Annotated in this window: 22 protein-coding genes; 11 read left to right on the top strand and 11 right to left on the bottom strand. The window is 63.2% G+C overall.

The features are described 5' to 3' along the window. Positions 1-28: 28 nt before the first annotated feature. The 4 genes from ACXZ1M_RS12890 to ACXZ1M_RS12905 all read right to left on the bottom strand — a co-directional run bounded on the left by ACXZ1M_RS12890 (position 29) and on the right by ACXZ1M_RS12905 (position 3,942). Complete coding sequence (locus tag ACXZ1M_RS12890) at positions 29-322, bottom strand: GIY-YIG nuclease family protein (RefSeq protein WP_459053540.1); 294 nt, start codon at positions 320-322, stop codon at positions 29-31. A 101-nt stretch (positions 323-423) separates the two neighbouring features. Next, on the bottom strand, positions 424-1,002 hold the full coding sequence (locus ACXZ1M_RS12895) for a flavin reductase family protein (RefSeq protein WP_459053541.1): 579 nt from the start codon (positions 1,000-1,002) through the stop codon (positions 424-426). 325 nt (positions 1,003-1,327) lie between these two features. Next, entirely contained in the window at positions 1,328-2,245 is a 918-nt protein-coding gene (locus ACXZ1M_RS12900) for a YihY/virulence factor BrkB family protein (RefSeq protein WP_459053542.1), read from the bottom strand. 20 nt (positions 2,246-2,265) lie between these two features. Further along, positions 2,266-3,942 (bottom strand): ABC transporter substrate-binding protein, encoded by a 1,677-nt coding sequence (locus tag ACXZ1M_RS12905; protein WP_459053543.1) that lies wholly within the window; start codon positions 3,940-3,942, stop codon positions 2,266-2,268. Positions 3,943-4,040: 98 nt separating this feature from the next. Here ACXZ1M_RS12905 and ACXZ1M_RS12910 point away from each other — a divergent pair, with 98 nt between their 5' ends. From ACXZ1M_RS12910 to ampC, 5 genes are all read left to right on the top strand, one after another. Further along, a complete protein-coding gene (locus tag ACXZ1M_RS12910) occupies positions 4,041-5,279 on the top strand; it encodes a nucleoside recognition domain-containing protein (protein ID WP_459053544.1) in 1,239 nt (412 codons plus the stop codon). Then, on the top strand, positions 5,263-6,771 hold the full coding sequence (gene dacB, locus ACXZ1M_RS12915; RefSeq protein WP_459053545.1) for a D-alanyl-D-alanine carboxypeptidase/D-alanyl-D-alanine endopeptidase: 1,509 nt from the start codon (positions 5,263-5,265) through the stop codon (positions 6,769-6,771). Before ACXZ1M_RS12910 ends, dacB begins: the two co-directional genes overlap by 17 nt. A gap of 13 nt (positions 6,772-6,784) precedes the next feature. Continuing rightward, positions 6,785-7,762: an aldo/keto reductase gene (locus tag ACXZ1M_RS12920; protein ID WP_459053546.1), complete on the top strand. Its 978-nt coding sequence runs from the start codon at positions 6,785-6,787 to the stop codon at positions 7,760-7,762. Positions 7,763-7,839: 77 nt separating this feature from the next. Beyond that, entirely contained in the window at positions 7,840-9,603 is a 1,764-nt protein-coding gene (gene blaOXA / locus ACXZ1M_RS12925) for a class D beta-lactamase (protein ID WP_459053547.1), read from the top strand. A 44-nt stretch (positions 9,604-9,647) separates the two neighbouring features. Continuing rightward, the gene (ampC, locus tag ACXZ1M_RS12930; RefSeq protein WP_459054007.1) at positions 9,648-10,772 is read left to right on the top strand and encodes a class C beta-lactamase; all 1,125 of its coding nucleotides are present in this window, start codon (positions 9,648-9,650) and stop codon (positions 10,770-10,772) included. Here ampC and ACXZ1M_RS12935 read toward each other — a convergent pair. Genes ACXZ1M_RS12935 through ACXZ1M_RS12955 form a run of 5 tightly spaced genes read right to left on the bottom strand, consistent with a single transcriptional unit; the run spans position 10,769 to position 16,134 of the window. After that, positions 10,769-11,383: a M15 family metallopeptidase gene (locus tag ACXZ1M_RS12935; protein ID WP_459053548.1), complete on the bottom strand. Its 615-nt coding sequence runs from the start codon at positions 11,381-11,383 to the stop codon at positions 10,769-10,771. The genes ampC and ACXZ1M_RS12935 overlap by 4 nt on opposite strands. After that, positions 11,380-12,222 (bottom strand): N-acetylmuramoyl-L-alanine amidase, encoded by an 843-nt coding sequence (locus ACXZ1M_RS12940; protein WP_459053549.1) that lies wholly within the window; start codon positions 12,220-12,222, stop codon positions 11,380-11,382. Before ACXZ1M_RS12940 ends, ACXZ1M_RS12935 begins: the two co-directional genes overlap by 4 nt. 20 nt (positions 12,223-12,242) lie before the next feature. Further along, positions 12,243-13,142, bottom strand: a complete 900-nt coding sequence (locus ACXZ1M_RS12945; RefSeq protein ID WP_459053550.1) for an N-acetylglucosamine kinase — start codon at positions 13,140-13,142, stop codon at positions 12,243-12,245. A gap of 2 nt (positions 13,143-13,144) precedes the next feature. Beyond that, complete coding sequence (locus ACXZ1M_RS12950) at positions 13,145-14,821, bottom strand: glycoside hydrolase family 10 protein (protein WP_459054008.1); 1,677 nt, start codon at positions 14,819-14,821, stop codon at positions 13,145-13,147. Positions 14,822-14,865: 44 nt separating this feature from the next. Beyond that, complete coding sequence (locus ACXZ1M_RS12955) at positions 14,866-16,134, bottom strand: MFS transporter (RefSeq protein ID WP_459053551.1); 1,269 nt, start codon at positions 16,132-16,134, stop codon at positions 14,866-14,868. An 11-nt stretch (positions 16,135-16,145) separates the two neighbouring features. Between ACXZ1M_RS12955 and ACXZ1M_RS12960 the strand changes: the two genes are divergently transcribed. Both ACXZ1M_RS12960 and ACXZ1M_RS12965 read left to right on the top strand, forming a co-directional pair. After that, positions 16,146-16,475, top strand: a complete 330-nt coding sequence (locus ACXZ1M_RS12960; protein WP_459053552.1) for a type II toxin-antitoxin system TacA family antitoxin — start codon at positions 16,146-16,148, stop codon at positions 16,473-16,475. Then, entirely contained in the window at positions 16,472-16,972 is a 501-nt protein-coding gene (locus tag ACXZ1M_RS12965; RefSeq protein WP_459053553.1) for a GNAT family N-acetyltransferase, read from the top strand. The genes ACXZ1M_RS12960 and ACXZ1M_RS12965 overlap by 4 nt, the downstream gene beginning before the upstream one ends. Before the next feature lie 22 nt (positions 16,973-16,994). Here ACXZ1M_RS12965 and murQ read toward each other — a convergent pair whose 3' ends face one another. Then, on the bottom strand, positions 16,995-17,873 hold the full coding sequence (gene murQ, locus ACXZ1M_RS12970; RefSeq protein WP_459053554.1) for an N-acetylmuramic acid 6-phosphate etherase: 879 nt from the start codon (positions 17,871-17,873) through the stop codon (positions 16,995-16,997). A gap of 3 nt (positions 17,874-17,876) precedes the next feature. Further along, entirely contained in the window at positions 17,877-18,617 is a 741-nt protein-coding gene (locus ACXZ1M_RS12975; RefSeq protein ID WP_459053555.1) for a GntR family transcriptional regulator, read from the bottom strand. A gap of 168 nt (positions 18,618-18,785) precedes the next feature. Here ACXZ1M_RS12975 and ACXZ1M_RS12980 point away from each other — a divergent pair, with 168 nt between their 5' ends. From ACXZ1M_RS12980 to bioA, 4 genes are all read left to right on the top strand, one after another. Continuing rightward, positions 18,786-19,232 (top strand): YchJ family protein, encoded by a 447-nt coding sequence (locus tag ACXZ1M_RS12980; protein ID WP_459053556.1) that lies wholly within the window; start codon positions 18,786-18,788, stop codon positions 19,230-19,232. A 109-nt stretch (positions 19,233-19,341) separates the two neighbouring features. Further along, the gene (locus ACXZ1M_RS12985; RefSeq protein WP_459053557.1) at positions 19,342-20,949 is read left to right on the top strand and encodes a carboxyl transferase domain-containing protein; all 1,608 of its coding nucleotides are present in this window, start codon (positions 19,342-19,344) and stop codon (positions 20,947-20,949) included. A gap of 9 nt (positions 20,950-20,958) precedes the next feature. Beyond that, on the top strand, positions 20,959-21,756 hold the full coding sequence (locus ACXZ1M_RS12990) for an enoyl-CoA hydratase/isomerase family protein (protein WP_459054009.1): 798 nt from the start codon (positions 20,959-20,961) through the stop codon (positions 21,754-21,756). A gap of 10 nt (positions 21,757-21,766) precedes the next feature. Continuing rightward, positions 21,767-23,095, top strand: a complete 1,329-nt coding sequence (gene bioA / locus ACXZ1M_RS12995; protein ID WP_459053558.1) for an adenosylmethionine--8-amino-7-oxononanoate transaminase — start codon at positions 21,767-21,769, stop codon at positions 23,093-23,095. Position 23,096: the final 1 nt, after the last annotated feature.

Raw genomic sequence — 23,096 nt, forward strand, 5'->3', positions numbered from 1 at the left:
CCGCGAAAGCGGGAACCCACAACCCGCATCACGCACAGATATCCTCAAACAAATCCCTCCATAAGGGATTTGTTTTCTTTATCAACTCAATCTTCCAATCGCGCCGCCACTTCTTGATCTGCTTTTCTCTGGTGATAGCCGCATAGATATCAGTGTGCTGCTCAAACCAAACCAACTGCTTCACGCCGTACTGTTTGGTAAACCCGTCAACCAACCCCTCACGATGTTGCCATACCCGCTTGATCAAATCAGACGTAGCACCGATATATAAGGTGCCATACAAGCCGCTGGATAGGATGTAGACATAGCTCGATTTCTCCATTTTCTCGCTCCTTGTTTGAGAAGAATGGTCGCGCTTCCATAACTATTGACGCTGATTTTACTCAGGCGTTCTATGGATTCCCGCGTTCGCGGGAATGACAGCTACTTTGTCTTCACCACGGCCGGTTCGCCGATGGCATAGAAGGTGCCGCCGGCGATGTAGTGCAGGCTGCGGAAGCGCGGGTCGGCGGTTTCGAAGTGCCAGTGGCCATCGCGGAACACGCGGTCATCCGCGTAGGCCGCCACCACTTCGCCGATGAACAGGTCATACACCTGCTCATTGCGCGGCTCGGGCAGCACTTTGCAGATCAGCCACGCCGACGAGCCGACCACCAGCGGCACGTCATAGCCGTCGACCTGGAACAGCTCCACGCCAAACTTCTCCAGCTTGTCCGGCACATCGCCGAGGCTGGCGTGGCCGACGTTGTACGTCAGCTCCAGCTGCCCCATGTTCGGCACCTGCAAAACAAAATAGCCGCTCTGCTCCACCAGCGGTCGGGTGGCGGTGGCCTTGTCCAGCACCACAGTCACCTTCGGCGGCGCAAAATCCAGCGCGCATGACCACGCCGCCGACATGACATTCTGCACGCCGCCATGACGCGCCGACACCAGCACGGTCGGCCCATGATTCAACAGGCGATACGCCTTGGCCAGGTCCACCGGCTTGATAAACTGTTCCATTCTAGCCCCTCACGAAAACGCGGACGAAAAAAAAGCCCGTATTTCAACGGGCTTCGTTCCAATGTATTACCTATTTCTCAATCGTACCGGTCTCCCTGGCTATCTGCCAAGTGAGGCGGCGTCTCGGGCGCCCATGCTATCTGCATAGTGCCCCCAACGTGTAAATCGACTAATGTCTTCGGGATTACAACTCCGGTTTCTGCGTCAACTGCGCCATCGAACTTACACAACTCAGGGCGCGGCGCATCGGCCGGATGTGGGACTGTTTGCAGGCAAACCTCAACCACGAACGTAGTGTAACACAGTTCTTTGTGCGGCGCACAAATTATTTTATTTGTGTTGCTTCGGTCGTCAGCGGCTGCGGCGCGCGGCCGGGACGTTCGCGGCCGACGCGCTCGAATTCGGAAATCACCTGCGCGCCCAGCAACAGCAGTGTGGCGCCGATTTCCAGGCTGAACATAACGATGATGGCCGTCGTCATCGATCCATACACCACGTTCACCTGCGACAGGGTGGAGAAGTACCAGACCAGTATCCGCCGCGCCACCTCCCACAGCAGCGCCGCCGTCACGCCGCCGATCAGCGCATGCGACAGCGACAGCCGCCCCACCGGCATGACCAGGTAGATCGAGGTCAGCACCAGCACCTCGCCGACAAAGCCCAGCAAATAGAGCAAGGCGCCCGAGACACCGTTCAGCGACCAGTCGTAGCCGAACAGGCGCACGCTCTCCTCGCCCAACACCTGCAGGCTGCCGGCCACGAGCGTCACCAGCAGCATGCCCGCCCCCAGCGACAGGATGTAGCAGTAGGGCATGATGGCCGAGACCATAAAATGGCGCCGGCGGATCTCCACGCGGTGCTTGAAGATCACGCACATGGCATTTTCCAGCACCGTAAAGGCCAACGAACTGAAGAACAGCATGGAGACCACCAGCACGCCGCCCACCAGGTCGCGATGGGTGAGGAACTGGGCGATCTCGTTGACGATGGGCTTGGACTGCCCCGGCACGATCCAGTTCAGATAGCGGCCCACCGTCGTCAGCAATTCCTGCTGGTCGATCACGTGCGACAACACCACCACCACCAGCATCAGCAGCGGCAGGATGGACAGCAGCGAGTAATACGCCACCGCGCCCGCCAGCAGCAAGCCTTGATTGGCGCGAAAGCCCTTCAGGCATTGCACCGTGAAATCCATGGGATGAGCGGCCACATAGGCCAGTGCCCTGCGGTTGAGTAGGTTCATATGGCCATTCTATGCACAGCTCAGTGTGCGGTATGTGCGTCTACGTCCAGATAGCGCCAGTTGGTGAATTCCACCGGATGGCGGCGATAATTTTTCAGCCAGGGCTGCTGTAAATCGGCGGAAATGGGATGCGTCAGCAGCACCCACGGCGTGTACGCGTGGATAATTTGCGCGAGCTCATCATACAGGGCCGTGCGCTGCGGCGATTCTCCCATCTGGCGAGTCTGCTCGTAGCGCGTATTGTAGGCGGGAAGATTGAAGCGCGCGTAATTGGCGCGTCCAGCGTTCGGGCCGTACAGCAACTGGTAGAAATTATCGCCGTCGGGGAAATCGGCGACCCAGTTGGTTTCGAACATCATCACCGCGCCCAGGCGCGAGGCCTTGATGATCTCGGTCTTCTTGTCGCTCTTGAAGCGCACCTGCAGGCCGATGGCGTTCAGGTGCTTGCGCCACAGCTCGTCCCGGAGGCGGCCGACGGTGGAGGACTCGCTGTGCATCACCAGCACCAGCGGCTTGCCGTCCGGCTGCGTGCGATAGCCCTGTTGGTCCTTGCGATAGCCGTAGCGGTCCAGCAGGGCGTTGGCCAGCGCTGGATCATAGGCGACCGGGCTGCGGAAATTCGGGTTGTAGCCCAGCACATTCGGCGGCAGCGGCGTGAGCGCCGGCAGGGCCAGGCCTTTCTTCATGGTCGCCACATCCTCGGCACGGTTGTAGGCCAGCGCGATGGCGCGGCGCAGCGCCACCTTCTCCTTGCTGTAGCCGCCGATCAGCGGATCGTCCATGTTCATCCACATGTAATAGGTCTGCAGCACCGGGAAGGGCGCGAGGACGATGCCTTTGGCGGCCAGCTCCGGCTTGAGCTTCGCATCCTCGGTGAGCACCATTTCCTTCATCGACTCCGGCAGCTGCTCCAGGAAATCGAACTCGCCGTTCAGGAAGCCGAGCACCCGCGACTGGTATTCCTCGACGATCTTGATGTCGATGCGATCGACGATCGGCAGGCGCTTGCTGGCGAACGCCATCGGCCGGAAGTCGCGGTTGGCCAACAGGATGATCTGGTCGCTGTGCTTCCACGTGCCGATTTTGAACGGCCCCGTGCCGACTGGATGATTACCGACCTGCGCGCCGTGCGCTTCCACCACTTCGCGTGCGACCACGCCGGTGGCCGGCATCGCCAGGTAGAACAGGAAATTGGGATCGGGCGCCTTGAGCACGATGCGCAGGGTGAATTTGTCGACGGCGAAGATCTCCGCCACGCCGTCGAACAGATACAGCCACGGTGACTTCAGCGCCGGCTGGTACAGGCGCTTGAAGCTGTAGACGTAGTCTTCGGCGGTGACCTGCCGGCGCGCGGTCTTGAAGGCGGCGTCCGGCGTGAAATAGATGTCCTGGCGTAGCTGGAAGGTATAGCGCTTGCCGCCATCGTCCACGGTCGGCATGGCGGTCAGCGTGTTGGGCACCAGCTTTACCGGACGGGCCAGGTAGTCGTAGCGCAGTAGGGGGTCGAACAGGTTTTCCAGCAGGCTGAGGCTGGCGACGTCGGAGGCCACGGCCGGGTCCAATGCGGTTTCGCCGGTGCTGAGGAAGGCGTGCAGCACCTTGGGCGACGGCTCAGCATTGCCCCCCGCTTTCGCGGGGGCGACGGAACTGACGGCGCCGACGGCCAACATCGCTGCGACTGCACAAATTTTCAGCATCCCTCGCATGGCGCCTCACACGGTAAAGCGGCAGCTTATAACTTTTTCGGCTTGCTTACCCGCTATACTTTGCAAATCAATTACTGCACTCTAGAAAAATGTCGCTCAATTACATCTGGTCTGGCTTCTTCCTGGTGGGATTCCTGGCCGCGTTGGCGCAGTTCCTCTTCTTGGGCGACACGGAGATCTTCAAGCGCATCATCGACGGCACGTTCGATTCCGCGCGCACCGGCGTGATGGACATCGCCCTGCCGCTGGCCGGCGTGATGACGCTGTGGCTCGGCATCATGAACATCGGCGAAAAAGCCGGCGCCATCGACCTGCTGGCCAAGCTGATCGCGCCGTTCTTCTCGCGCATCTTCCCCGGCGTGCCGTCGAACCACCCGGCCACCGGCCACATGGTGATGAACTTCTCGGCCAACCTGCTGGGCCTGGACAACGCCGCCACGCCGTTCGGCCTGAAGGCCATGGAAAGCCTGCAGACGCTCAATCCCAACAAGGACGAGCCGACCGATGCGCAGATCATGTTCCTGGTGCTGCACACCTCGGGCCTGACCTTGATCCCGCTGGCCATCATGGCGCAGCGTTCGATCCTCGGTGCCGCCGATCCGTCCGACATCTTCATTCCTTGCATGGTGGCGACCTATGTGGCGACCATGACCGGCATCATCGCCGTCTCGATCCGCCAGCGCATCAACCTGTTCAACCGCGTGGTGGTGGGCTGGCTGGGCGGCATCACCGCCTTCATCGCGCTCGTGATCTGGTACTTCACGCAGTATTTGACCAAGCCGGAAATCGAAGTCGTCTCCAAGGTGTTCAGTAATTTCGTGCTGATTGCGGTGATCGGCGGGTTCATCATCGGCGCGCTGCGCAAGAAGGTGAACGTCTACGAAGCCTTTATCGAAGGCGCCAAGGGCGGCATTCAAACCTCCATCACCGTGATTCCGTATTTGGTCGGCATGCTGGTGGCGATCAGCGTGGTGCGCAACGCCGGCTTGCTGGGCTTTGTAGTGCAGGGCTTCAGCTGGTTGTTCAGCTTCCTGGGCGTGAACACCGACTTCGTGCCGGCGCTGCCTACCGCGCTGATGAAGCCACTGAGCGGCAGCGCCGCCAAGGCCATGATGATCGACACCATGCAAACCTACGGCGTCGATTCCTTCGTCGGTCGCCTGGCGTGCGTGTTCCAGGGTTCGGCCGATACCACCTTCTACATCGTCGCGCTGTATTTCGGCTCGGTCGGCATCCGCAAGACGCGCTACGCGATCTCCTGCGGCCTGATCGCCGACTTCGCCGGCGTGATTGCTGCGATTGCGATTTCCTATGTCTTCTTCTACTAAATTGTTGCGCGGTTTGTTTGCTGGTTCGCTGCTTGGCGCGCTGCTGGCGGCAGGCGTGCATGCGGCTGAGCTGCCGGAACCGGTGACGCGGCTGATGCAATCCTCCGGCATCCCCCCGGAAGCAGCCGGCATCGTCGTCATGCGCGGCGACGCCATGCTGATCGCGCACAACGCGCAGGTCAGCATGCAGCCGGCATCGACCATGAAGCTGTTCACGGCGATGACGGCGCTGGAGCAGCTTGGCCCGGTATTCCGTGGCCGCACCGAATTCCGCAGCAGCGCGGACGTGATCAACGGCGTCCTGCAGGGCGACCTGATTCTGCGCGGCGGCGCCGATGCCGACTTCAACGAAGATGCGCTGTCGCACATGCTGGAAGCGCTGCGCAACCAGGGCATCCGCAAGATCAAGGGCGATATCGTGGTCGACCGCCTGCTGTTCCAGCCTTCGCGCCCGGATGCGGGGCAGCCGCCGTTCGACGAATATCCCTGGGCCTACTACAACGTCATCCCCAACGCGGTGCTGGTCAACACCAATCTCTTGAAGGTCGAGATGCGTTCGACCGGCGACAAGCTCTCGCTGGTGATGATGCCGGAGCTGGACAAGGTCAGCATTCGCTCGGAGATGAAGCTGAGCGACGCTCCCTGCGCCGCCTGGGAAAACGGCTGGCGCTCGCCGGACTACACGCGCAAGGGCGAGCGTATCGAAGTCGTCCTGCACGGCAGCTTCCCCAAGGACTGCGTGAAATCGACCAGCATCAACGTCCTCGATAGCCAGGACTACCTGGCCCGCCTGCTGCTGGCCGAATGGCGCAAGCAGGGCGGGAGCCTGAGCGGCGAAGTGCGCGAAGCCATCGCCAGCGCGCCGAATGCCGTCGGCACAACCGGCGCGCCAGCCACCCGCCTGCTGGCCGAACACGTCTCCCGCACACTGCCCGAAGTCCTGCGAGACACCAATAAACAGTCCGACAACACGCTGGCGCGCACCATCTTCCTCAGCCTGGGCAGCCTGGAAACCGATCCCGCACTGGGCAGCCGTCCGCTGGCCGCCGACGGCGCGCAAACCAGCACCGCCATGCGCGCCGAAACCGCGGTCCGCGCCTGGCTGCAGCAGCACGGCATCGACGGCAACGGCCTGGTGCTGGACAACGGCTCCGGCCTGTCGCGTACCGAACGCGCCACGCCGGCGCAACTGGCCGGCGTGCTGCAAGCGGGCCTGAAAAGCCTGTGGATGCCGGAATTCCTGGCCAGCCTGCCGATCGCCGCCACCGACGGCACCCTGCGCCGCCGCCTGAAAGACAGCCCAGCCGCGCAACGCGCGCGCCTGAAAACTGGTAGCCTGAAAGGCGTGATCGCAGTCGCCGGCTACGTCCAGGACGCCAACAACCAACCCTGCATCGTGGTCGCCATCCTCAACGACGACCACGTCGCCAACGGCGCCGGCCGCGCCGTGCTGGACGCGCTGGTCGACTGGGTGGCCCGCAGCGGAAACTAACAAGGAGCGCACCATGCAGCAACGCAGTTTAGGTAAGCAAGGATTAACCGTTTCCGCTCAAGGCCTGGGTTGCATGGGCATGAGCTTTGCCTATGGGCCGGCGGATGAAACCGAAGCCATCGCCACGCTGCATCGCGCGCTGGAGTTGGGCGTGAACTTCTTCGATACGGCCGAGGTCTATGGGCCGTACACCAATGAGGAATTGCTGGGCCGCGCCTTCAAAGGCCGTCGCGGCGAGGTGGTATTGGCGACCAAGTTTGGCTTCGATATCCGCGACGGCGCCAATGTCGGCGTCACCAGCGATCCGAAGCAGATCCGCGCCAAGGTCGAAGGTTCGCTGCGCCGGCTCGACACCGATTACATCGACCTGCTGTACCAGCACCGCATCGATCCCAACGTGCCGATCGAGGAAGTGGTGGGTGTGATGGGCGAACTGGTTAGCGAAGGCAAGGTGCGCTATCTCGGCTTGTCCGAGGCCGGCGTGGCGAATATCCGCCGCGCCCATGCCGTGCATCCGATCAGCGCTTTGCAAAGCGAGTATTCGCTGTGGGAACGCAATCTGGAAAACGACATCATTCCCGTGCTGCGCGAACTGGGCATCGGCCTGGTGCCATTCAGCCCGCTGGGATGCGGCTTCCTGGCCGGCACGGCCAAGCGCGCGGAAGAATATCCGCCCACCGATTTCCGCCACCAGGACCCGCGCATGCAAGGTGCGAACTTCGACGCCAATATGCAGGCCGCGCAAGCCGTACGCGACCTGGCCGCCGCACGCGGCGTCGCCCCCGGCCAGATCGCGCTGGCGTGGTTGATGCAGCAGGGCGAGGACATCGTGCCGATTCCCGGCACGCGCCGCCGCAGCAATCTCGAACAGAACGCGGCCGCAGCCGACATCACGCTCAGCGCGGCGGACAAGGCCGCGCTGGAAGAGGCCATGCAGCACGTCGCCGGCCCGCGCTACAGCAAGGAACGCATGCAAACGGTGGACCGCTAAAAATACTCCACATCGCTGCTTGACTCAATTGCGACAACTGTCGCACAATAGTGGCAACAGTCGCAGCGGAGCATCCCTTGGTTATCCTTAGCACCTTCTACACGGGCATCGACCTGCTGGCCTATCGCTTTGCGCTGGCCAGCGGCGGCTGTCTGGCCGCAGGATTCGGCGTATGGGCGGCGATGACGCTGTGCCGGCGCTGGCTGCCCGGCGTCGCCGCACAGCGCTCGGTGTGGCTGCTGGCCCAGGTCACCATCTTCGCGGCTTTCCTGTTGATCCTGCTGCCCCAGGGCGAGCGCCTGCGCGTGCTGCCGCCAATCGACATCGAAGAATTCACCACGCATGCTCCAAGCGCCACCGCCGCAATCGACACCGGCGCCAAGCCCGCCGCGCCTGCGATAGCGGAAACCAGCCCGAGCGACTATCTCGCCATCGCCGCGCAAGGCTGGCTGCTGCTGTACGCGGCGGGCCTGGGCTACACGCTGATCCAGCTGCTGCGCACCCGGCGCGCGCTGCACGCCCTGGCCGCCGCCGGCGACAAGACCGGTGCCCAACCGATGGACCTGATCGAAGTCGACGCGCCCATCTCGCCGATGCTGTTTGGCCTGTTCCGTCCACGCCTGCTGCTGCCGCTGCACCTGCGCGGCTTTGATGAAGACCAGCGCCAGATGATCGTCGAACACGAGCTGACGCACTGGCGCCGCCACGACCTGCAATGGACCAGCGCCGGCATCCTGCTGCAAACCCTGCTCTGGTTTAATCCCTTCGTGCGCATCCTGCGCCTGCAGCTGTCGTGGGCGCAGGAACTGGGCTGCGACCGCGAAGTGCTGCGCGGCCGCGTGGCCAGCCAACGCAAGGCCTATGCCGCAGCCCTGGTCGCACAACTGAAACTGCAGCAGACCACGATGCAGATGTCGATGCCCATGGCACTCGCCTTCGGCAACCTCACACCGGCCACGCTGGCCGCCCGCATCGCGTTGATCCGCAGCCCGGCCGGCACGCCACGCGGACCGTGGACCCGCATCGCCGCACTGGCCGGCCTGTGCGCCGTGCTGGCAAGCAGTCTCGCCCTGCAGCCGACGCTGGCCTCGCAAAACACCGCGCCGCTATCCTGTACCACGCTGGTGGACGCCGCCAGCGGCCAGCGGCTGCGCCACGAAGGCCAATGCGGTCACCGCGCCACGCCAGCTTCCACCTTCAACATCGTGGTCAGCCTGATGGGCTACGACAGCGGCATCCTAATCGACGAACACACGCCCGTGATTTCGTACAAATCCAGCTACACCACCTGGAACCACGAAGACTGGCGCGTGGATACCGATCCATCCACCTGGATCAGGAATTCCACCGTCTGGTACGCGCAGCAGGTCACCACGCAAATGGGCGAGGCACGCTTCCAGCGCTACATCCGCAATTTCGGCTACGGCAACGGCGACCTCTCCGGCGACGCCGGCGCGCACAACGGCCTTACGCAATCGTGGATCGGCTCCTCCTTGCAGATTTCGGCGGACGAGCAGACCGACTTCCTGCGCAAGCTGGTCAACCGCCAGCTGCCGATATCGGCCAAGGCGTATGAGATGACCACCCGCATCCTGCATCCGCAAACACTGGACAACGGCTGGACCATCCACGGCAAAACCGGCACCGCTTCGCCGGTTCTCTCCAACGGCAGCGACGACCCGGAACGGCAATACGGTTGGTACGTCGGCTGGGCCACCAAAGGCGCGAGAACCATCGTATTTGCCCGCATGACGCTCGACCACCGACAGCAAGACTACGCCGGACCACGCGCCAAACAAATCTTCCTGCGTGACGTCGCCACGCAGCTCGACACACTTTAATCACCCACCACCAACCAGGAGCAACCTTGTCTACATTAAGCCGCATGGCCTTGGCCATCGCAGCGTGCTGCTGCACGCCCATCGTCGCCGCCGCAGATCTGCAAACCGTGGTCGATCAGGCGATCCAGCCCATCCTCAAGCAGTACGACGTGCCGGGCATCGCCGTCGGCGTCACCGTCAACGGCAAGGCTGCCTTCTTCAACTACGGGCTGGCGTCGAAGGAGAGCGGCACGCCGGTCAGCCAGGCTACGCTGTTCGAACTGGGCTCGGTCAGCAAGACCTTCGCCGCCACGCTGGTGTCGTATGCGGTGGTACAGGGCAAGCTGTCGCTGGCCGATCATCCAAGCCGCTACCTGCCCAAGCTGAAAGGCAGCGCACTCGATAAAGCCACGGTGCTGCACTACGGTACCTACACCGCCGGCGGCCTGCCGCAGCAGTTCCCTGAGAACGTGGAGAACAGCGAGCAGGGCATGCTGGACTTCTACGGCAAGTTCCATCCCACGGCGGCGCCGGGCGAGATGCGCCAGTATTCGAATCCGAGCCTCGGCATGTTCGGCCACCTGGGCGGCCTGTCGCTGAAAGCCGATCCGGCCGACGTGCTGGAAAAGCAGATCCTGCCGAAACTGGGCATGACCACTACCTACCTGCGCGTGCCGGAAAGCGCGATGGCCAACTACGCGTGGGGCTACTCGGATAGCGGCAAGCCGCGCCGCATGAACGAAGAGTTGTTTTACGTTTCCACCTACGGCGTGCGCTCGAACACCGCCGACATGATCCGCTACGTGCAGGCGAATATCGATCCGAGCCAGCTCGACGCCACCTTGCGCCGCACGATCGAGGGCACGCACATCGGCTACTTCCAGATCGGCTCCATGACGCAGGGACTGGGCTGGGAACAGTACCCTTATCCGGTATCGCTGGATGCCCTGCGCACGGGGAATTCCAGCACCATGAGCCGCCAGCCCAATCCCGCCAAGCTGCTTACACCGCAGAAGCCGGGCGCCGACAACACCTGGTACAACAAGACCGGCGCCACCGGTGGCTTTAGCAGCTATGTCGCGTTTGTGCCGTCAAAGAAAATCGGCATCGTGATCCTGGCGAACCGGAATTATCCGATCGAGGAACGCCTCAAAGCCGCGCACGCGATCCTGTCGCAGTTGGAGAACTAAAGCACGCGCGTGTAGTGCTGGCGCACGTGCTGACGGTCGCCACAATCGAAGTGCCACCATTCGCTGTTGATGCCTTGCCAGCCGTTGTGCAGCATGGCGTCGCGCAGCCACCGGCGGTTTTCGATGTGCTGCGCACTGAGTTCTCCGCGCGCCAGCAGCGCGGCTTCCAGTGCGGGATGCGAGCGTTCGCTCAAGTCGTCGAAGCCGGTGCCCATGTCGAGCTCACGGCCTTGCGCGTCCAGCAGCGTGAGGTCGAGCGCCATGCCGAAGGAGTGGATGGAGCCGCGCACCGGGTCGGCGATGTAGCTCAGCAGCTCGGTGCCTTGCAGCGCATCCCATAGCTGCTCCTGCACGCGCTGGGGACGCAGCGCATCCAGCACCAGCAGCTTGTATTCGGGCTTGCGCGCGGCCAGCCATGCCACCGCCTGTGTGAGCGCGGCGGCGGCGTCCTTGTGCAGCCAATGACAATCGAGTGGGGAGTAAAGATCGCGGCCGACGAAGTTGTCGGCCGTGGCGTAGCGCAGGTCGACCGCGATGCCTGCAATGCTGTCCAACCGGCGGAAATCAGGATGGCCGGGGATGGCTTCGCAGGGGACGGCCGGAGCGCTCATCGTGCCTCGGGCGGCGCCGCTGGCGCGGTTGGTACGACAGGTACAGGACTGGTCAGCACATCGAGCAGCGCCGCCGTTTCCGCATCCGGCGTGCCGTCGTATTGCGATGGCCGATACTTGGTCTGGAACACCGAGATCACATTGCGCGTGGCCTGATCCAGTTCACCGTTCTGCGGCACCGCGTAACCCACCTCCGCCAGCTTGCGCTGGAACCAGGGCACGTCCGGCAGCTGCTCCACAAAGCCCGGCACGCGCGCGAGCACGCGGCTCGCTTCCGGCCACGTAATCAGGCCGGCGTCGGCCAGCTGCTTCCACGGAAACAGCGGACCAGGATCCTGCTTGCGCTGCGGTGCGATGTCGTTGTGGCCGAGGATATTCCCCGGCGCGATATTGCGGCGCTTGACGATGTCCTTCAACAGCACGATCAGTTGATCAATCTGCGCCTGCGGGAACGGCGCATACACGCGTCCCTGCTCCGTTTCCTTGAAACCCGGATTCACGATCTCGATACCGATCGACGCGGAATTGAGCTGGTTGTAAATCTTCCAGCTGCTGATACCCGCGTGGTTCGATTGGCGCGCTTCATCCACCAGTGTGTAGAAGAATGGCTGCTCCGTATCCGTCAACAGATAGTGCGCGCTGACGTCGCCGGTAGACAAGGTCTTGATGGACCGCGGCAGGTCGCTCACCGTGTAATGCAGGATCACATACTTGATGCGCTCACTTTGTCCGCGTGCAGACAGCGTATGGTCCAGGCGCGGCTGCGCCGGCGGCGGCACCGTGGCGCAACCGGTCAGCGCGGCGGCCATGGCGATGGCGAGGAGGGGAACAATCTTCATGGGTGGTCTCGGCGATCGATTCAATGAGGGGAGTGTAGAGCAATCCGCGCCGCCGCGTGGTGCGCCAGCGTGTGACGCTGCGTCATCGACAACTCGGCTGGCAATCCGGCGCGCATGCTCTGCGCGATCAGCGGATGCAGTTGTGCGGCGCGGCCACCCAGCGCAATCGGCCGCGCACCGTAGCGGCCCACCAGCGCCAGCGCAATCCGCGCCAGCTCGTTGCCGGCGCGTTCAAGGATGTTGCGCGCCACCGGATCGGTATCGGCGCTGGCGGCGACGGCCAGCGCCAGCTGCCCGATGGCGCCGCGATCCTGCCCGTAGATGAACTGGCGCGACAGCGACCACTCGCTGCCGCCGATCTGCGCAAACACCGCGCGCGCCATGGCCGATTGCTGCCACACGCCGGGTTGCTCATCCTCCGCGCGCCAGATATGGCGCATGGCTTCGCGTGCGATCCAGAAACCGCCACCGCCGTCATCCAGCGTGACGCCGCGTCCACCGGCGCGATGGAACTGGCCGGCGCCGTCGATCCACGCGGCGATCGAGCCAGTGCCGGCGTAGACCAGATAGCCTTCGCCTGGTGCAAAGCTATCCAGATAGGCGATTTCCACGTCGTTGCGCATGCCGATGGCGGACGGCGCCAACTTCAGGATCTCGGCCAGCATCTGCGTGGCCTGGGTGCCGACGCCGTTGAAACCGGTCAGGCCCGCGCACACGCGCGCCGGCGCGCCGGCGGCCAGCACCTGCGTCGCCAGCATGGCGAAGATGCCGCGCACCGCGTCGCGACCGGCGGTGCTGCCCATCTGCGTGGCCGACATGCCGGCCACGCTGCCCTCGGCCACAATGGCGCCGCCCGCGTCAGCCAGCGCCCAGCGGGTTTGCGTGCCTCCTGCATCGATGCCCAGACCGAGTTCGCTCATCTTCAACTCCGTGAATTGACGTTATAAACGTGGATGCGTTCACTTTCATTGCCAAGGCGGTCGACCGCGCTCACCACCACCATTTGCGCCGCGCCGCCGGCCGCATCGTCGGCAAGCAGCAGCACCGGACGCGAAGCCGGCGCCACCGCGAAGCGCCACTCAACACCGTAGCGCGACCAGATCGCATAGTGCGCCACCGGCTTGCCGGCGTTGGCGGACAAGCGCAAGGCCACGCCGTTGCTGTCGCGCCGCGCCGCCGCCTGCGGTGCGGCCGGTGCTTCCGCGCCCAGCCAGGGCGTGGCCGGCGTCAGCGCGGCGGTCTGGTACATCTGCGATTTCAATTGATCCGCGATACCCTTGCGGTTTTCCATCAACGCGGCAATGGAGAAGTGCAGGTGGCCGCGCACGCCGGCGCGGCTGCGCGTGACGCCGATCTGCTTGACGATTTCCTCCGGCGCGAAGGCCTTGATGCTGTTGTCGATGCGGCTGGTGTACAGGCCAGGCCAGACGTGGCGCGCACGCGTGTTCTGCGCCAGCCAGTAGTCTAGCAGCACGTCGAAGGCCTGCGGCGCTTGCGACACCGGCCAATACAGCTGCGGCGCCAGGTAATCGAGCCAGCCGTTGGCCAGCCACAGTTCGGCGTCCGCATACAGCTTGTCGTACTGGCTGAAGCCGATGATGCCGGCCGGGCGCCGGTCCGGACGGCCGATGCCGAAGGGACTGATGCCAAAGCGCACCCAGCTCTTTTCGCGGCGGATGCCGAGGTACATCGCCTCGATCAGCGAGTTGACGTTCTGGCGACGCCAGTGCGCGCGATCCAGCGTGCCGCCGTTCAGCAGGTAGTTTTGCCACGAGCGTTGGTCCGGGAACTCCAACTCCTGGCGCGTGCCGACACCGCCATCGAGCGCCACGCCTTCCGGCCCGGCCGCATTCGGCGTATCGATCGGATAGGGATAGAAGTAATCGTCGATGTGCACGCCGTCGATGTCGTAGCGGCGCACCACGTCGAGCACCACGTCCAGCGTGCGCTGCGAGGCGGCGGATTCGCCCGGATCCATCCACAGGTAGCGGCCATAGGACTTGACCACGTCCGGCTGCGTGCGGCCGATGTGGTTGGCCGCCAGCGGCGACTTGGCCGTGGCATGGCGCGCGCGATAGGGATTGAACCAGGCATGCAGCTCCAGCCCGCGCGCGTGCGCCTGCTCGATCCAGAACTGCAGCGGGTCCCATGGCTGTACCGGTGCGCGGCCCTGCTGGCCGGTGAGGAATTCCGACCACGGCTCCAGCTCGGACGGATAGATCGCATCGGCGCTGGGCCGCACCTGCAGCACGATGGCGTTCAGGTTCAGCGTCTTGGCGCGGTCGAGAATGGCCAGCGCCTCTGTTTGCTGCTTGGCCATGGTCAGGTTGCTGCGGCTCGGCCAGTCGATATTCGCCACGGTCGAGACCCAGGCGGCGCGGAATTCGCGCGGCGCGGGCGGCGGCGTGTTCAGATCGGCGGAAGCCGGCGACGCGGACGTACCGGGCCGCGCCGGTTCAGACGGACGGGATGGCGTCGCGCCAGCTTCCGGCACCGGCGCTGTCGGGGTACTGGAACATCCTTCAAGCAGCGCCGCCACACCAGCCGCTACGCCAGCCGACAAGGTCAGCCGCTTCTTCGCATTAAAAACCAAAACCAGTCTCCACTTCAGTTGAGATCGTATTGTAATGGCTGTCTTGCCGCTCATGCTCGGCCGAATTTCTCCGGTATCCGCACCAGTGCGGTCATGGCAAAGGCGGGCAGGGTGGAAATGCAGGCCCAGATGAAGAAGGTCTGGTAGCCAAGCTGTTGCTGTATCCAGCCGCTGACCATGCCTGGCAACATCATGCCGAGGGCCATGAAGCCGGTGCAGATGGCGTAATGGGCGGTCTTGTGCTCGCCATCGGCCACCAGCACCATGTACAGCATGAAGGCGGCGAAACCGAAACCGTAGCCGAACTGCTCCACCGCCAGGCAGGCCGAGATCAGCACCAGGTTGCTCGGCAACGCCGAGGCCAGGTAGACGAACACCAGGTCCGGCACGTGCATGATGCACACCATCGGCAGCAGCGCGCGCTTGAGGCCGAAGCGCGACACCACCACGCCGCCGGCCAGTCCACCGGCCACCAGCGCGCACACGCCGATGGTGCCGTAGGCCAAGCCGAATTCCGACGTGGTCAGGCCCAGGCCGCCCTTGTCGCGCGGATCGAGCAGGAAGGGCGCGGCCATCTTCAGCAGCTGCGCCTCACCCAGGCGGTACAGCAGCAGGAAACCGAGCGTGGCCAGAATGCCGGGCTTCTGGAAGAAACTGCGGAAAGTATGAACAAAATCCTGCCACAGCGCGCCGCCAGTGCTATGGCGGCGGTCGGCATCCGGGCGTGGCAGGATCAACTGGTGATATCCGCACAACGCGAGGAACGCCACCGCCATCAAGGCGAACACCACCGACCAGGCATGCGCCGGATCGCCGGTCGACTTGATCAACTCGCCGGCGATGTACACCAGCCCGCCCTGGCCGCCGATCATCGCCAGCTTGTAAAACGCGCTGCGCACGCCGACGAACGCGGCCTGCTGACGTTGGGTGGGCAGGCCCAACATGTAAAAACCATCGGAAGCGATATCGTGAGTGGCGGAGCTGAAAGCCATTAGCCAGAAGATCACCAGGGTCCAGCGGAAGAAATCCGGCGCATGCACAGTCAGCGCAATGGCGGCCAGGCCGGCGCCGCCAACCAGCTGCATCAACACCGTCCAGCGCCGCTTGGTGCCGAACATCTCCACGATGGGCGACCACAAGGGCTTGACCACCCACGGCAGATACAGCCACGCCGTATAAAACGCCAGATCGGCATTGGAAATGCCGAGGTTCTTGTACATCACGGTCGACAACATCATCACCGCCACATACGGCACGCCCTGTCCAAACGACACACTGGGCACCCAACTCCAGGCACTACGTTGTTGCGGTTTCTCCATACGTCCTTCAGATGAATCAGCAAAAATCAGACTACAATCAAACAGCAACCAAGGATCTCGCCATGTCCAAGCCAGCCACTGCTCAGACATTAAACATACGCATCACTACAGTAGAACGCAAGCTGATCGAGCGGGCGGCCGAGATTGCGGGCAAAAATGTCGATAATTTTATTCAAGATAGCCTGGCTTGTGCGGCAGCGGATGTTTTACTGGACCAAAATCTCATCATCACCACCTCTGCAAAATATACAGAATTCCTGCTGCGGCTAGACCGTCCACCGGCATCCAACGAGCGCTTGCAAAAAACCATGCAAATGCCGACGCCGTGGACAAAACAATGATTATCCAGCCTCCAGAGCCTCTATCCAGCCGCCATACCGTTGCTCGTTTTTCCTGCGGCGTCGATAGCTTGGATAACTGGTTGCGGCAACGCGCCATGCAAAATCAAGCCAGCGGAGCATCTCGCACCTTCGTTGCGTGCCAGGGACGGCGCGTGATTGCTTACTATGCACTGGCAGCAGGCGCTATCGAGGCCGGAGCAGCGATCGGCTCGTTCCGCCGGAATATGCCTGATCCCATCCCAGTTGTGCTGCTAGGCAGGCTGGCAATCGAACGAAGCGCTCAGGGGAAACAACTCGGCCGCGCCATGATCCGCGATGCCGCATCACGCATATTGGAAGCAGCGGAGATGATCGGCATCCGCGGCATTATCACGCATGCTCTGACGCCAGCCGCCAAATCGTTCTACGAACAGGTTGGCTTTGACACATCACCTGGCCATCCGATGACATTGATGATCTCCCTACCAGACTTGCGTGTGGCGCAGTCGCGCTTGTAGCAACATAGCTCATAGCTATTGTCTATTTCAACGCGTCGCGGACGTTGCCCTTCGTGCGTTCAAGCAGGGCTTGGGCGTTCTCTACCGTTTGTTGCTTGAGCAGCATGACGATGGCGACTTTGACCTGGTATTGGCATTGCTCCAGCGCGGCGCGCGCGGTATCGGCGTCGGCGCCGGTGGCGTGCATGGTGAGGCGGATGGTGCGTTCGGTCAGCTTGACGTTGGTCGCCTGCAGGTCGACCATCAGGTTGCCGTAGACTTTGTTCAACCTGACCATGACGGCGCTCGACAACGTGTTCAGCACGATTTTCTGCGCCGTGCCGGCCTTCAGGCGCGTGCTGCCGGAGATGACTTCCGGGCCGGTGTCGAGGCAGATGCCGACGTCCGCGCCGGCCAGCAGCGGTGTGGCGGCGTTGTTGGCGATGCTCACCGTCAACGATCCCACTGTGCGCGCCGCCTGCATCGCCCCCAGCACATACGGCGTGGTGCCGGACGCGGCCACCAGCAGCACGACATCGTTGTAGGTGGGATAGAGCAGCCGCAGGTCGGCGGCGCCCTTGTTGCGGTCGTCCTCCGCGCCTTCGACCGCTTCGAACATCGCGCCCAGGCCGCCGGCCAGCAAGGCCACGGCCCGCTGGTGCGGCCAGGAGAAGGTCGGATACAGCTCAACGCTGTCGAGGATGCCCAGCCGTCCCGAGGTGCCGGCGCCGACATAGATCAGCCGCCCGCCGGCCGCGATGCGCGGCGCCATCGCCTGCACCGCCGCGCTGATGCTGGCCGAGGCCGCCTTCACGGCTTGCACGGCCTGCGCCTGGTCGTCGACCAGGGCGGCGACCAGGTCCTCCACTGGGTAGAGGTCCAGTTCCGTATGTTGCGTGCTCGGCGTCTCGGTCTTGAGCATGGATCAGGTGGCGCGGCGCATTTCGGCCACGAAGTCGTAGTGGTCGCTGTGGCAGTAGGAATGGGTCAGTTCCATCGCCTCGCCCGATTCCAGATAGGCGATCCGGGTGATGTACAGCAGCGCCTGGCCCTCCGGCACACCCAGCTGCTGGGCCAGGTCGGCCGAGGCGTTCATGGCGCGAATGTGTTGCAGCGCGCGTGCCGGCGATTTGCCGATGCTGTCGAGATACTGGTACAGCGAATTGCCGACCGCATTCGGATCGTTCAGCACCGTCTGCGGCAGCACCGACACTTCATAGGCCATCACCACATCATCGGCCAGGCGCAGGCGCTCCAGCCGCGCCACCTTGGAATACGGCGACAGTCCCAGGCTCAGCTGCTCCTCCGGCGTCGGCGTCACCACCGCGCGCTTGAGCCAGCGCGAACCGGGAATGTGGCCGCGCTGCTGCAATTGCTCCGAAAAACTGGTGAGGTTGGACAGCGGCTGCTCGATGCGGGGCGCAATATAATTGCCCGATCCGCGACGGCGCACCACCAGTCCCTGGTCCACCAACTGGTCGATTGCCTTGCGCGCGGTGACCCGCGAAACGTTCAACAGCTCCGACAAGGTCCGCTCGGACGGCAGCGCCTGATCGACCTGGTAACGGCCATTCAGCACATCGTCGCTTAATTTGCGGGCAATTTGCATGTACAACGGCGAACTGTCGTTGGCGTCCGCCTTGAATTCAAAACTGGTCTGGCTCATTCAATTCTCCTCACGCCTCTAGTGTAATAGCGATGCGTTAAACGGTGTACGCATAGCGAGGTGTGCACAAACAATATTTATACATATAGCATAACGCGAGCTCGGCGAGCGGCGCTTATTTGGCGGATAATGCGGGGTTCGCACCACCAGCCCAGACTGTTTTCAACCATGTCCAAGAAGTCCACCGCGCCCGCCGGCTGCCCCTGCGGCGGCCCCTCGCTTGCCACATGTTGCGGCCCCTACATCGACGGCGCGGCCATCCCGCCCACCGCCGAAGCCCTGATGCGCTCGCGTTACACCGCCTACGGCCAGCGCAACGAGCCCTACCTGCTGGCCACCTGGCACGCCAGCACCCGTCCAACCGAGCCCATCATGAGCGAAGAGGAAAAGGTGCAATGGCTGGGACTTGAGGTAAAATCTGCTTTACGTTTACGTCAACGTAAAGCAGAAGCAGCTGATGACCATGCCGATCTCACCACGGATACGGTGGAGTTTGTCGCCCGGTTCAAGATCAATGGCCGGGCCCAGCGTCTGCACGAGATCAGCAACTTTGTACGCGAACCAGCAGAAGGAGGCCTGCGCTGGTTTTACGTTGACGGTAGTTTTCCAGAATAATGATGACACTTCGGGGTCAGTTCCGACATTCGGACACGAGCTCAGCTACGCTGTAGCTGAGCTCGTGTCCGAATGTCGGAACTGACCCCGAACTAGAAAAGGAAAAGCAATGCCGCAGATCGAAAGCAAGCTCAACCCTCGTAGCGAGGACTTCAAGGCCAACGCCGCCGCCATGCAGGCCGTCGTCGATGATTTGCGCGACAAGATCGCCAAGATCGCCCTCGGCGGCGGCGAGGCGGCGTCCGCCAAGCACGTGGCGCGCGGCAAATTGCTGCCGCGCGACCGCGTGCAGATGCTGCTCGATCCCGGCACGCCTTTCCTGGAATTGTCGCAAATGGCCGCCTACGGCATGTACGACGACGCCGCACCGGCCGCCGGCATCATCACGGGCATCGGCCGCGTGGCCGGCCAGGAGTGCGTGATCGTTTGTAACGACGCCACCGTCAAGGGCGGCACCTATTATCCGATGACGGTCAAAAAACACCTGCGCGCGCAGGAAATCGCCGACCAGAACAACCTGCCCTGCGTCTACCTGGTCGATTCCGGCGGGGCCAACCTGCCGAACCAGGACGACGTGTTCCCGGACCGCGACCACTTCGGCCGCATCTTCTATAACCAGGCCAACCTGTCGGCCAAGGGCATTCCGCAGATCGCCGTGGTGATGGGTTCCTGCACCGCCGGCGGCGCCTACGTGCCGGCCATGAGCGACGAGTCCATCATCGTCAAGGAACAAGGCACCATTTTCCTCGGCGGCCCGCCGCTGGTGAAGGCCGCCACCGGCGAGGTGGTGACGGCGGAAGACCTGGGCGGCGGCGATGTGCATACGCGCTTGTCCGGCGTGGTCGACCATCTGGCGCAGAACGACCTGCACGCGCTGTCGCTGGCGCGCACCATCGTCTCGAATCTGAACCGCACCAAGCCGCAGCAGGGCGCCTTGCGCGAAGCCGTGGAGCCGCGGCATCCGGCCAAGGAGCTGTATGGCGTGATTCCGGTCGATACCCGCAAGCCCTTCGATGTGCGCGAGGTGATCGCCCGCATCGTCGATGGCAGCGAGTTCGATGAATTCAAGGCGCGCTACGGCACCACGCTGGTGTGCGGCTTCGCCCACATCTTCGGCATGAAAGTCGGCATCATCGCCAACAACGGCATCCTGTTCTCCGAGTCCGCGCTGAAAGGCACGCACTTCATCGAGCTGTGCGCACAGCGCAAGATCCCGCTGGTGTTCCTGCAAAATATCACCGGCTTCATGGTCGGCCGCAAGTACGAAAACGAAGGCATCGCCCGCAACGGCGCCAAGATGGTGACGGCGGTCGCCACCGCCGCCGTGCCGAAGTTCACCGTCATCATCGGCGGCAGCTTCGGCGCCGGCAACTACGGCATGTGCGGCCGCGCCTTCTCGCCACGCTTCATGTGGATGTGGCCCAACGCCCGCATCTCGGTGATGGGCGGCGACCAGGCGGCGTCGGTGCTGGCCACCGTGAAGCGCGACGGCATCGAAGGCAAGGGCGGTTCGTGGTCGGCCGAAGAGGAAGCCGCGTTCAAGCAGCCGATCAAGGAGCAGTACGAGCATCAGGGCCACCCGTATTACGCCACCGCGCGCCTGTGGGATGACGGCGTGATCGATCCGGCCGATACGCGCATGGTACTGGGCCTGGGCCTGTCCGCCGCGCTGAATGCGGAAATCGAAGACACCAAGTTCGGCGTCTTCCGCATGTAAGGAGCAATGATGACCTCCACCTTGACCTACACCACCCTCACCATCGAACGCGAAGGCCGCACCGCCACCGTGACGCTGAACCGTCCGGACGTGCGCAACGCCTTCAACGAAACGACCATTGCCGAAATTAAGCAAGCCTTCAGTGAACTCGGCGAAGATGCCGGCCTGCGCGCCATCGTGCTGGCGGCGAACGGCCCGGCCTTCTGCGCCGGCGCAGATTTGAACTGGATGAAAAAAATGGCGGGCTACACGCACGCCGAAAACCATGCCGACGCTCTGCAACTGGCGGAGATGCTGCGCACGATCTACCTGTGTCCCAAGCCCGTGGTGGCCAAGGTGCAGGGCGATTGCTACGCCGGCGGCATGGGCCTGGTGGCCGCGTGCGACATCATCGTCGCGGTCGAAGAGGCCAATTTCTGTTTGAGCGAAGTGAAGCTGGGTTTGATCCCGGCCACCATTTCGCCGTATGTGATCAAGGCCATGGGCGAGAACGCCGCGCGCCGCTACTTCCTGACGGCCGAACGTTTCGGCGCGCAGGAAGCGCTGCGCATCGGCTTCGCGCACGAAGTGGTTTCCGCCGAGGCGCTTGACGCCAAGGTGGCGGAGATCGTCAAGGCGCTGATCAACAACAGCCCGAACGCCGTGCAGCAAGCCAAGGTGCTGGTGCGCGAAGTGGTCGGGCAAACCGTCAACGATGCGCTGCTGGCCGATACCGCCGAGCGCATCGCGCAAATCCGCGCTTCCGATCAGGGGCGCGAAGGCGTGGCATCGTTTCTGGAGAAGCGCAAGCCCGCCTGGTTGAATTAATGGAGCAGTTTTGGAATTGAACAAACAAAGCGACTGGGTAGCACGCAGCTTGCGCAGCGTATGGCATCCGTGCACCCAGATGCAGCATCATGAAACCGTACCTTTGATCCCGGTCAGCCGGGGCAAGGGCGCGTGGCTGTACGACCATGAAGGCCGCCGCTACCTCGACGCCATCAGCTCGTGGTGGGTGAACCTGTTCGGCCACGCCAACCCGCGCATCAACGCCGCATTGAAAGACCAGCTGGATACGCTGGAACACGCCATGCTCGCCGGCTTCACGCACGAGCCGGTGATTGAACTGTCCGAAAAACTGTCGGCGCTCACCGGCCATGTGCTGGGCCACAGCTTCTACGCCAGCGACGGCGCTTCAGCCGTTGAAATCGCGCTCAAGATGAGCTTCCACTCGTGGCGCAACAACGGCCACGCGGACAAACAGGAATTCGTCTGCCTCAAGGGCAGCTACCACGGCGAGACCATCGGCGCGCTGGCCGTCACCGATGTCGCGCTGTTCAAGGACGCCTACGGCCCGCTGCTGCGCGCTTCGCAAACCGTGATGTCGCCGGACGCGCGCCAGGCCGCCGAAGGCGAAACCGCGCAGGACGTGGCCCGCCGCGCCGCCGCCGATGTCGAGCGCCTGTTCGTGGAACGCGCCGACAAGATCGCCGCCATCATCATCGAGCCTCTGGTGCAATGCGCCACCGGCATGGCGATGCACGATCCGCTCTACCTGCAACTGGTGCGCGCCCTGTGCGACCAGCACAAGGTACACCTGATCCTCGACGAAATCGCCGTCGGCTGCGGCCGCACCGGCACCTTCTTCGCCTGCGAACAAGCCGCCGTATGGCCGGACTTCCTGTGCCTGTCCAAGGGCATCAGCGGCGGCTACCTGCCGCTGTCGCTGGTGATGACGCGCGATGAAATCTACCAGGCCTTCTACAGCAACGATGTGACGCGCGGCTTCCTGCACTCGCACTCGTACACCGGCAATCCGCTGGCCTGCCGCGCCGCCCTGGCGACGCTGCAGATCTTCGAAGAAGACGATGTGCTGAACGCCAATCGCGTGAAAGCCGAACGCCTGACCAAGGCGCTGCAACCGCTGGCGCAGCACCAGCAGGTATGCAACTTCCGCCAGCGCGGCATGATCTGGGCCTTCGACGCCGTCGACGCGCCAAAAGATTTCTCGCGCCGCTTCTTCGCCACCGCCACCGAGCATGAACTGCTGATGCGCCCCATCGGCAGCACCGTCTACATGATGCCGCCGTACATCCTCAGCGACGAAGAAATCGACGGCCTGGCCGCCAACACGCTGGCCGTGTTTGACAAAGTGATGGCGGGCTGAC

This window comes from Duganella paludis, from assembly GCF_054461335.1.

Excerpts from the sequence above, each read along its gene's own strand:
- ACXZ1M_RS12890 (WP_459053540.1), bottom strand. The coding sequence starts at position 322 with ATGGAGAAATCGAGCTATGTCTACATCCTATCCAGCGGCTTGTATGGC.
- ACXZ1M_RS12895 (WP_459053541.1), bottom strand. The coding sequence starts at position 1,002 with ATGGAACAGTTTATCAAGCCGGTGGACCTGGCCAAGGCGTATCGCCTG.
- ACXZ1M_RS12900 (WP_459053542.1), bottom strand. The coding sequence starts at position 2,245 with ATGAACCTACTCAACCGCAGGGCACTGGCCTATGTGGCCGCTCATCCC.
- ACXZ1M_RS12905 (WP_459053543.1), bottom strand. The coding sequence starts at position 3,942 with ATGCTGAAAATTTGTGCAGTCGCAGCGATGTTGGCCGTCGGCGCCGTC.
- ACXZ1M_RS12910 (WP_459053544.1), top strand. The coding sequence starts at position 4,041 with ATGTCGCTCAATTACATCTGGTCTGGCTTCTTCCTGGTGGGATTCCTG.
- dacB (WP_459053545.1), top strand. The coding sequence starts at position 5,263 with ATGTCTTCTTCTACTAAATTGTTGCGCGGTTTGTTTGCTGGTTCGCTG.
- ACXZ1M_RS12920 (WP_459053546.1), top strand. The coding sequence starts at position 6,785 with ATGCAGCAACGCAGTTTAGGTAAGCAAGGATTAACCGTTTCCGCTCAA.
- ampC (WP_459054007.1), top strand. The coding sequence starts at position 9,648 with ATGGCCTTGGCCATCGCAGCGTGCTGCTGCACGCCCATCGTCGCCGCC.
- ACXZ1M_RS12935 (WP_459053548.1), bottom strand. The coding sequence starts at position 11,383 with ATGAGCGCTCCGGCCGTCCCCTGCGAAGCCATCCCCGGCCATCCTGAT.
- ACXZ1M_RS12940 (WP_459053549.1), bottom strand. The coding sequence starts at position 12,222 with ATGAAGATTGTTCCCCTCCTCGCCATCGCCATGGCCGCCGCGCTGACC.
- ACXZ1M_RS12945 (WP_459053550.1), bottom strand. The coding sequence starts at position 13,142 with ATGAGCGAACTCGGTCTGGGCATCGATGCAGGAGGCACGCAAACCCGC.
- ACXZ1M_RS12955 (WP_459053551.1), bottom strand. The coding sequence starts at position 16,134 with ATGGAGAAACCGCAACAACGTAGTGCCTGGAGTTGGGTGCCCAGTGTG.
- ACXZ1M_RS12960 (WP_459053552.1), top strand. The coding sequence starts at position 16,146 with ATGAATCAGCAAAAATCAGACTACAATCAAACAGCAACCAAGGATCTC.
- ACXZ1M_RS12965 (WP_459053553.1), top strand. The coding sequence starts at position 16,472 with ATGATTATCCAGCCTCCAGAGCCTCTATCCAGCCGCCATACCGTTGCT.
- murQ (WP_459053554.1), bottom strand. The coding sequence starts at position 17,873 with ATGCTCAAGACCGAGACGCCGAGCACGCAACATACGGAACTGGACCTC.
- ACXZ1M_RS12975 (WP_459053555.1), bottom strand. The coding sequence starts at position 18,617 with ATGAGCCAGACCAGTTTTGAATTCAAGGCGGACGCCAACGACAGTTCG.
- ACXZ1M_RS12980 (WP_459053556.1), top strand. The coding sequence starts at position 18,786 with ATGTCCAAGAAGTCCACCGCGCCCGCCGGCTGCCCCTGCGGCGGCCCC.
- ACXZ1M_RS12985 (WP_459053557.1), top strand. The coding sequence starts at position 19,342 with ATGCCGCAGATCGAAAGCAAGCTCAACCCTCGTAGCGAGGACTTCAAG.
- ACXZ1M_RS12990 (WP_459054009.1), top strand. The coding sequence starts at position 20,959 with ATGACCTCCACCTTGACCTACACCACCCTCACCATCGAACGCGAAGGC.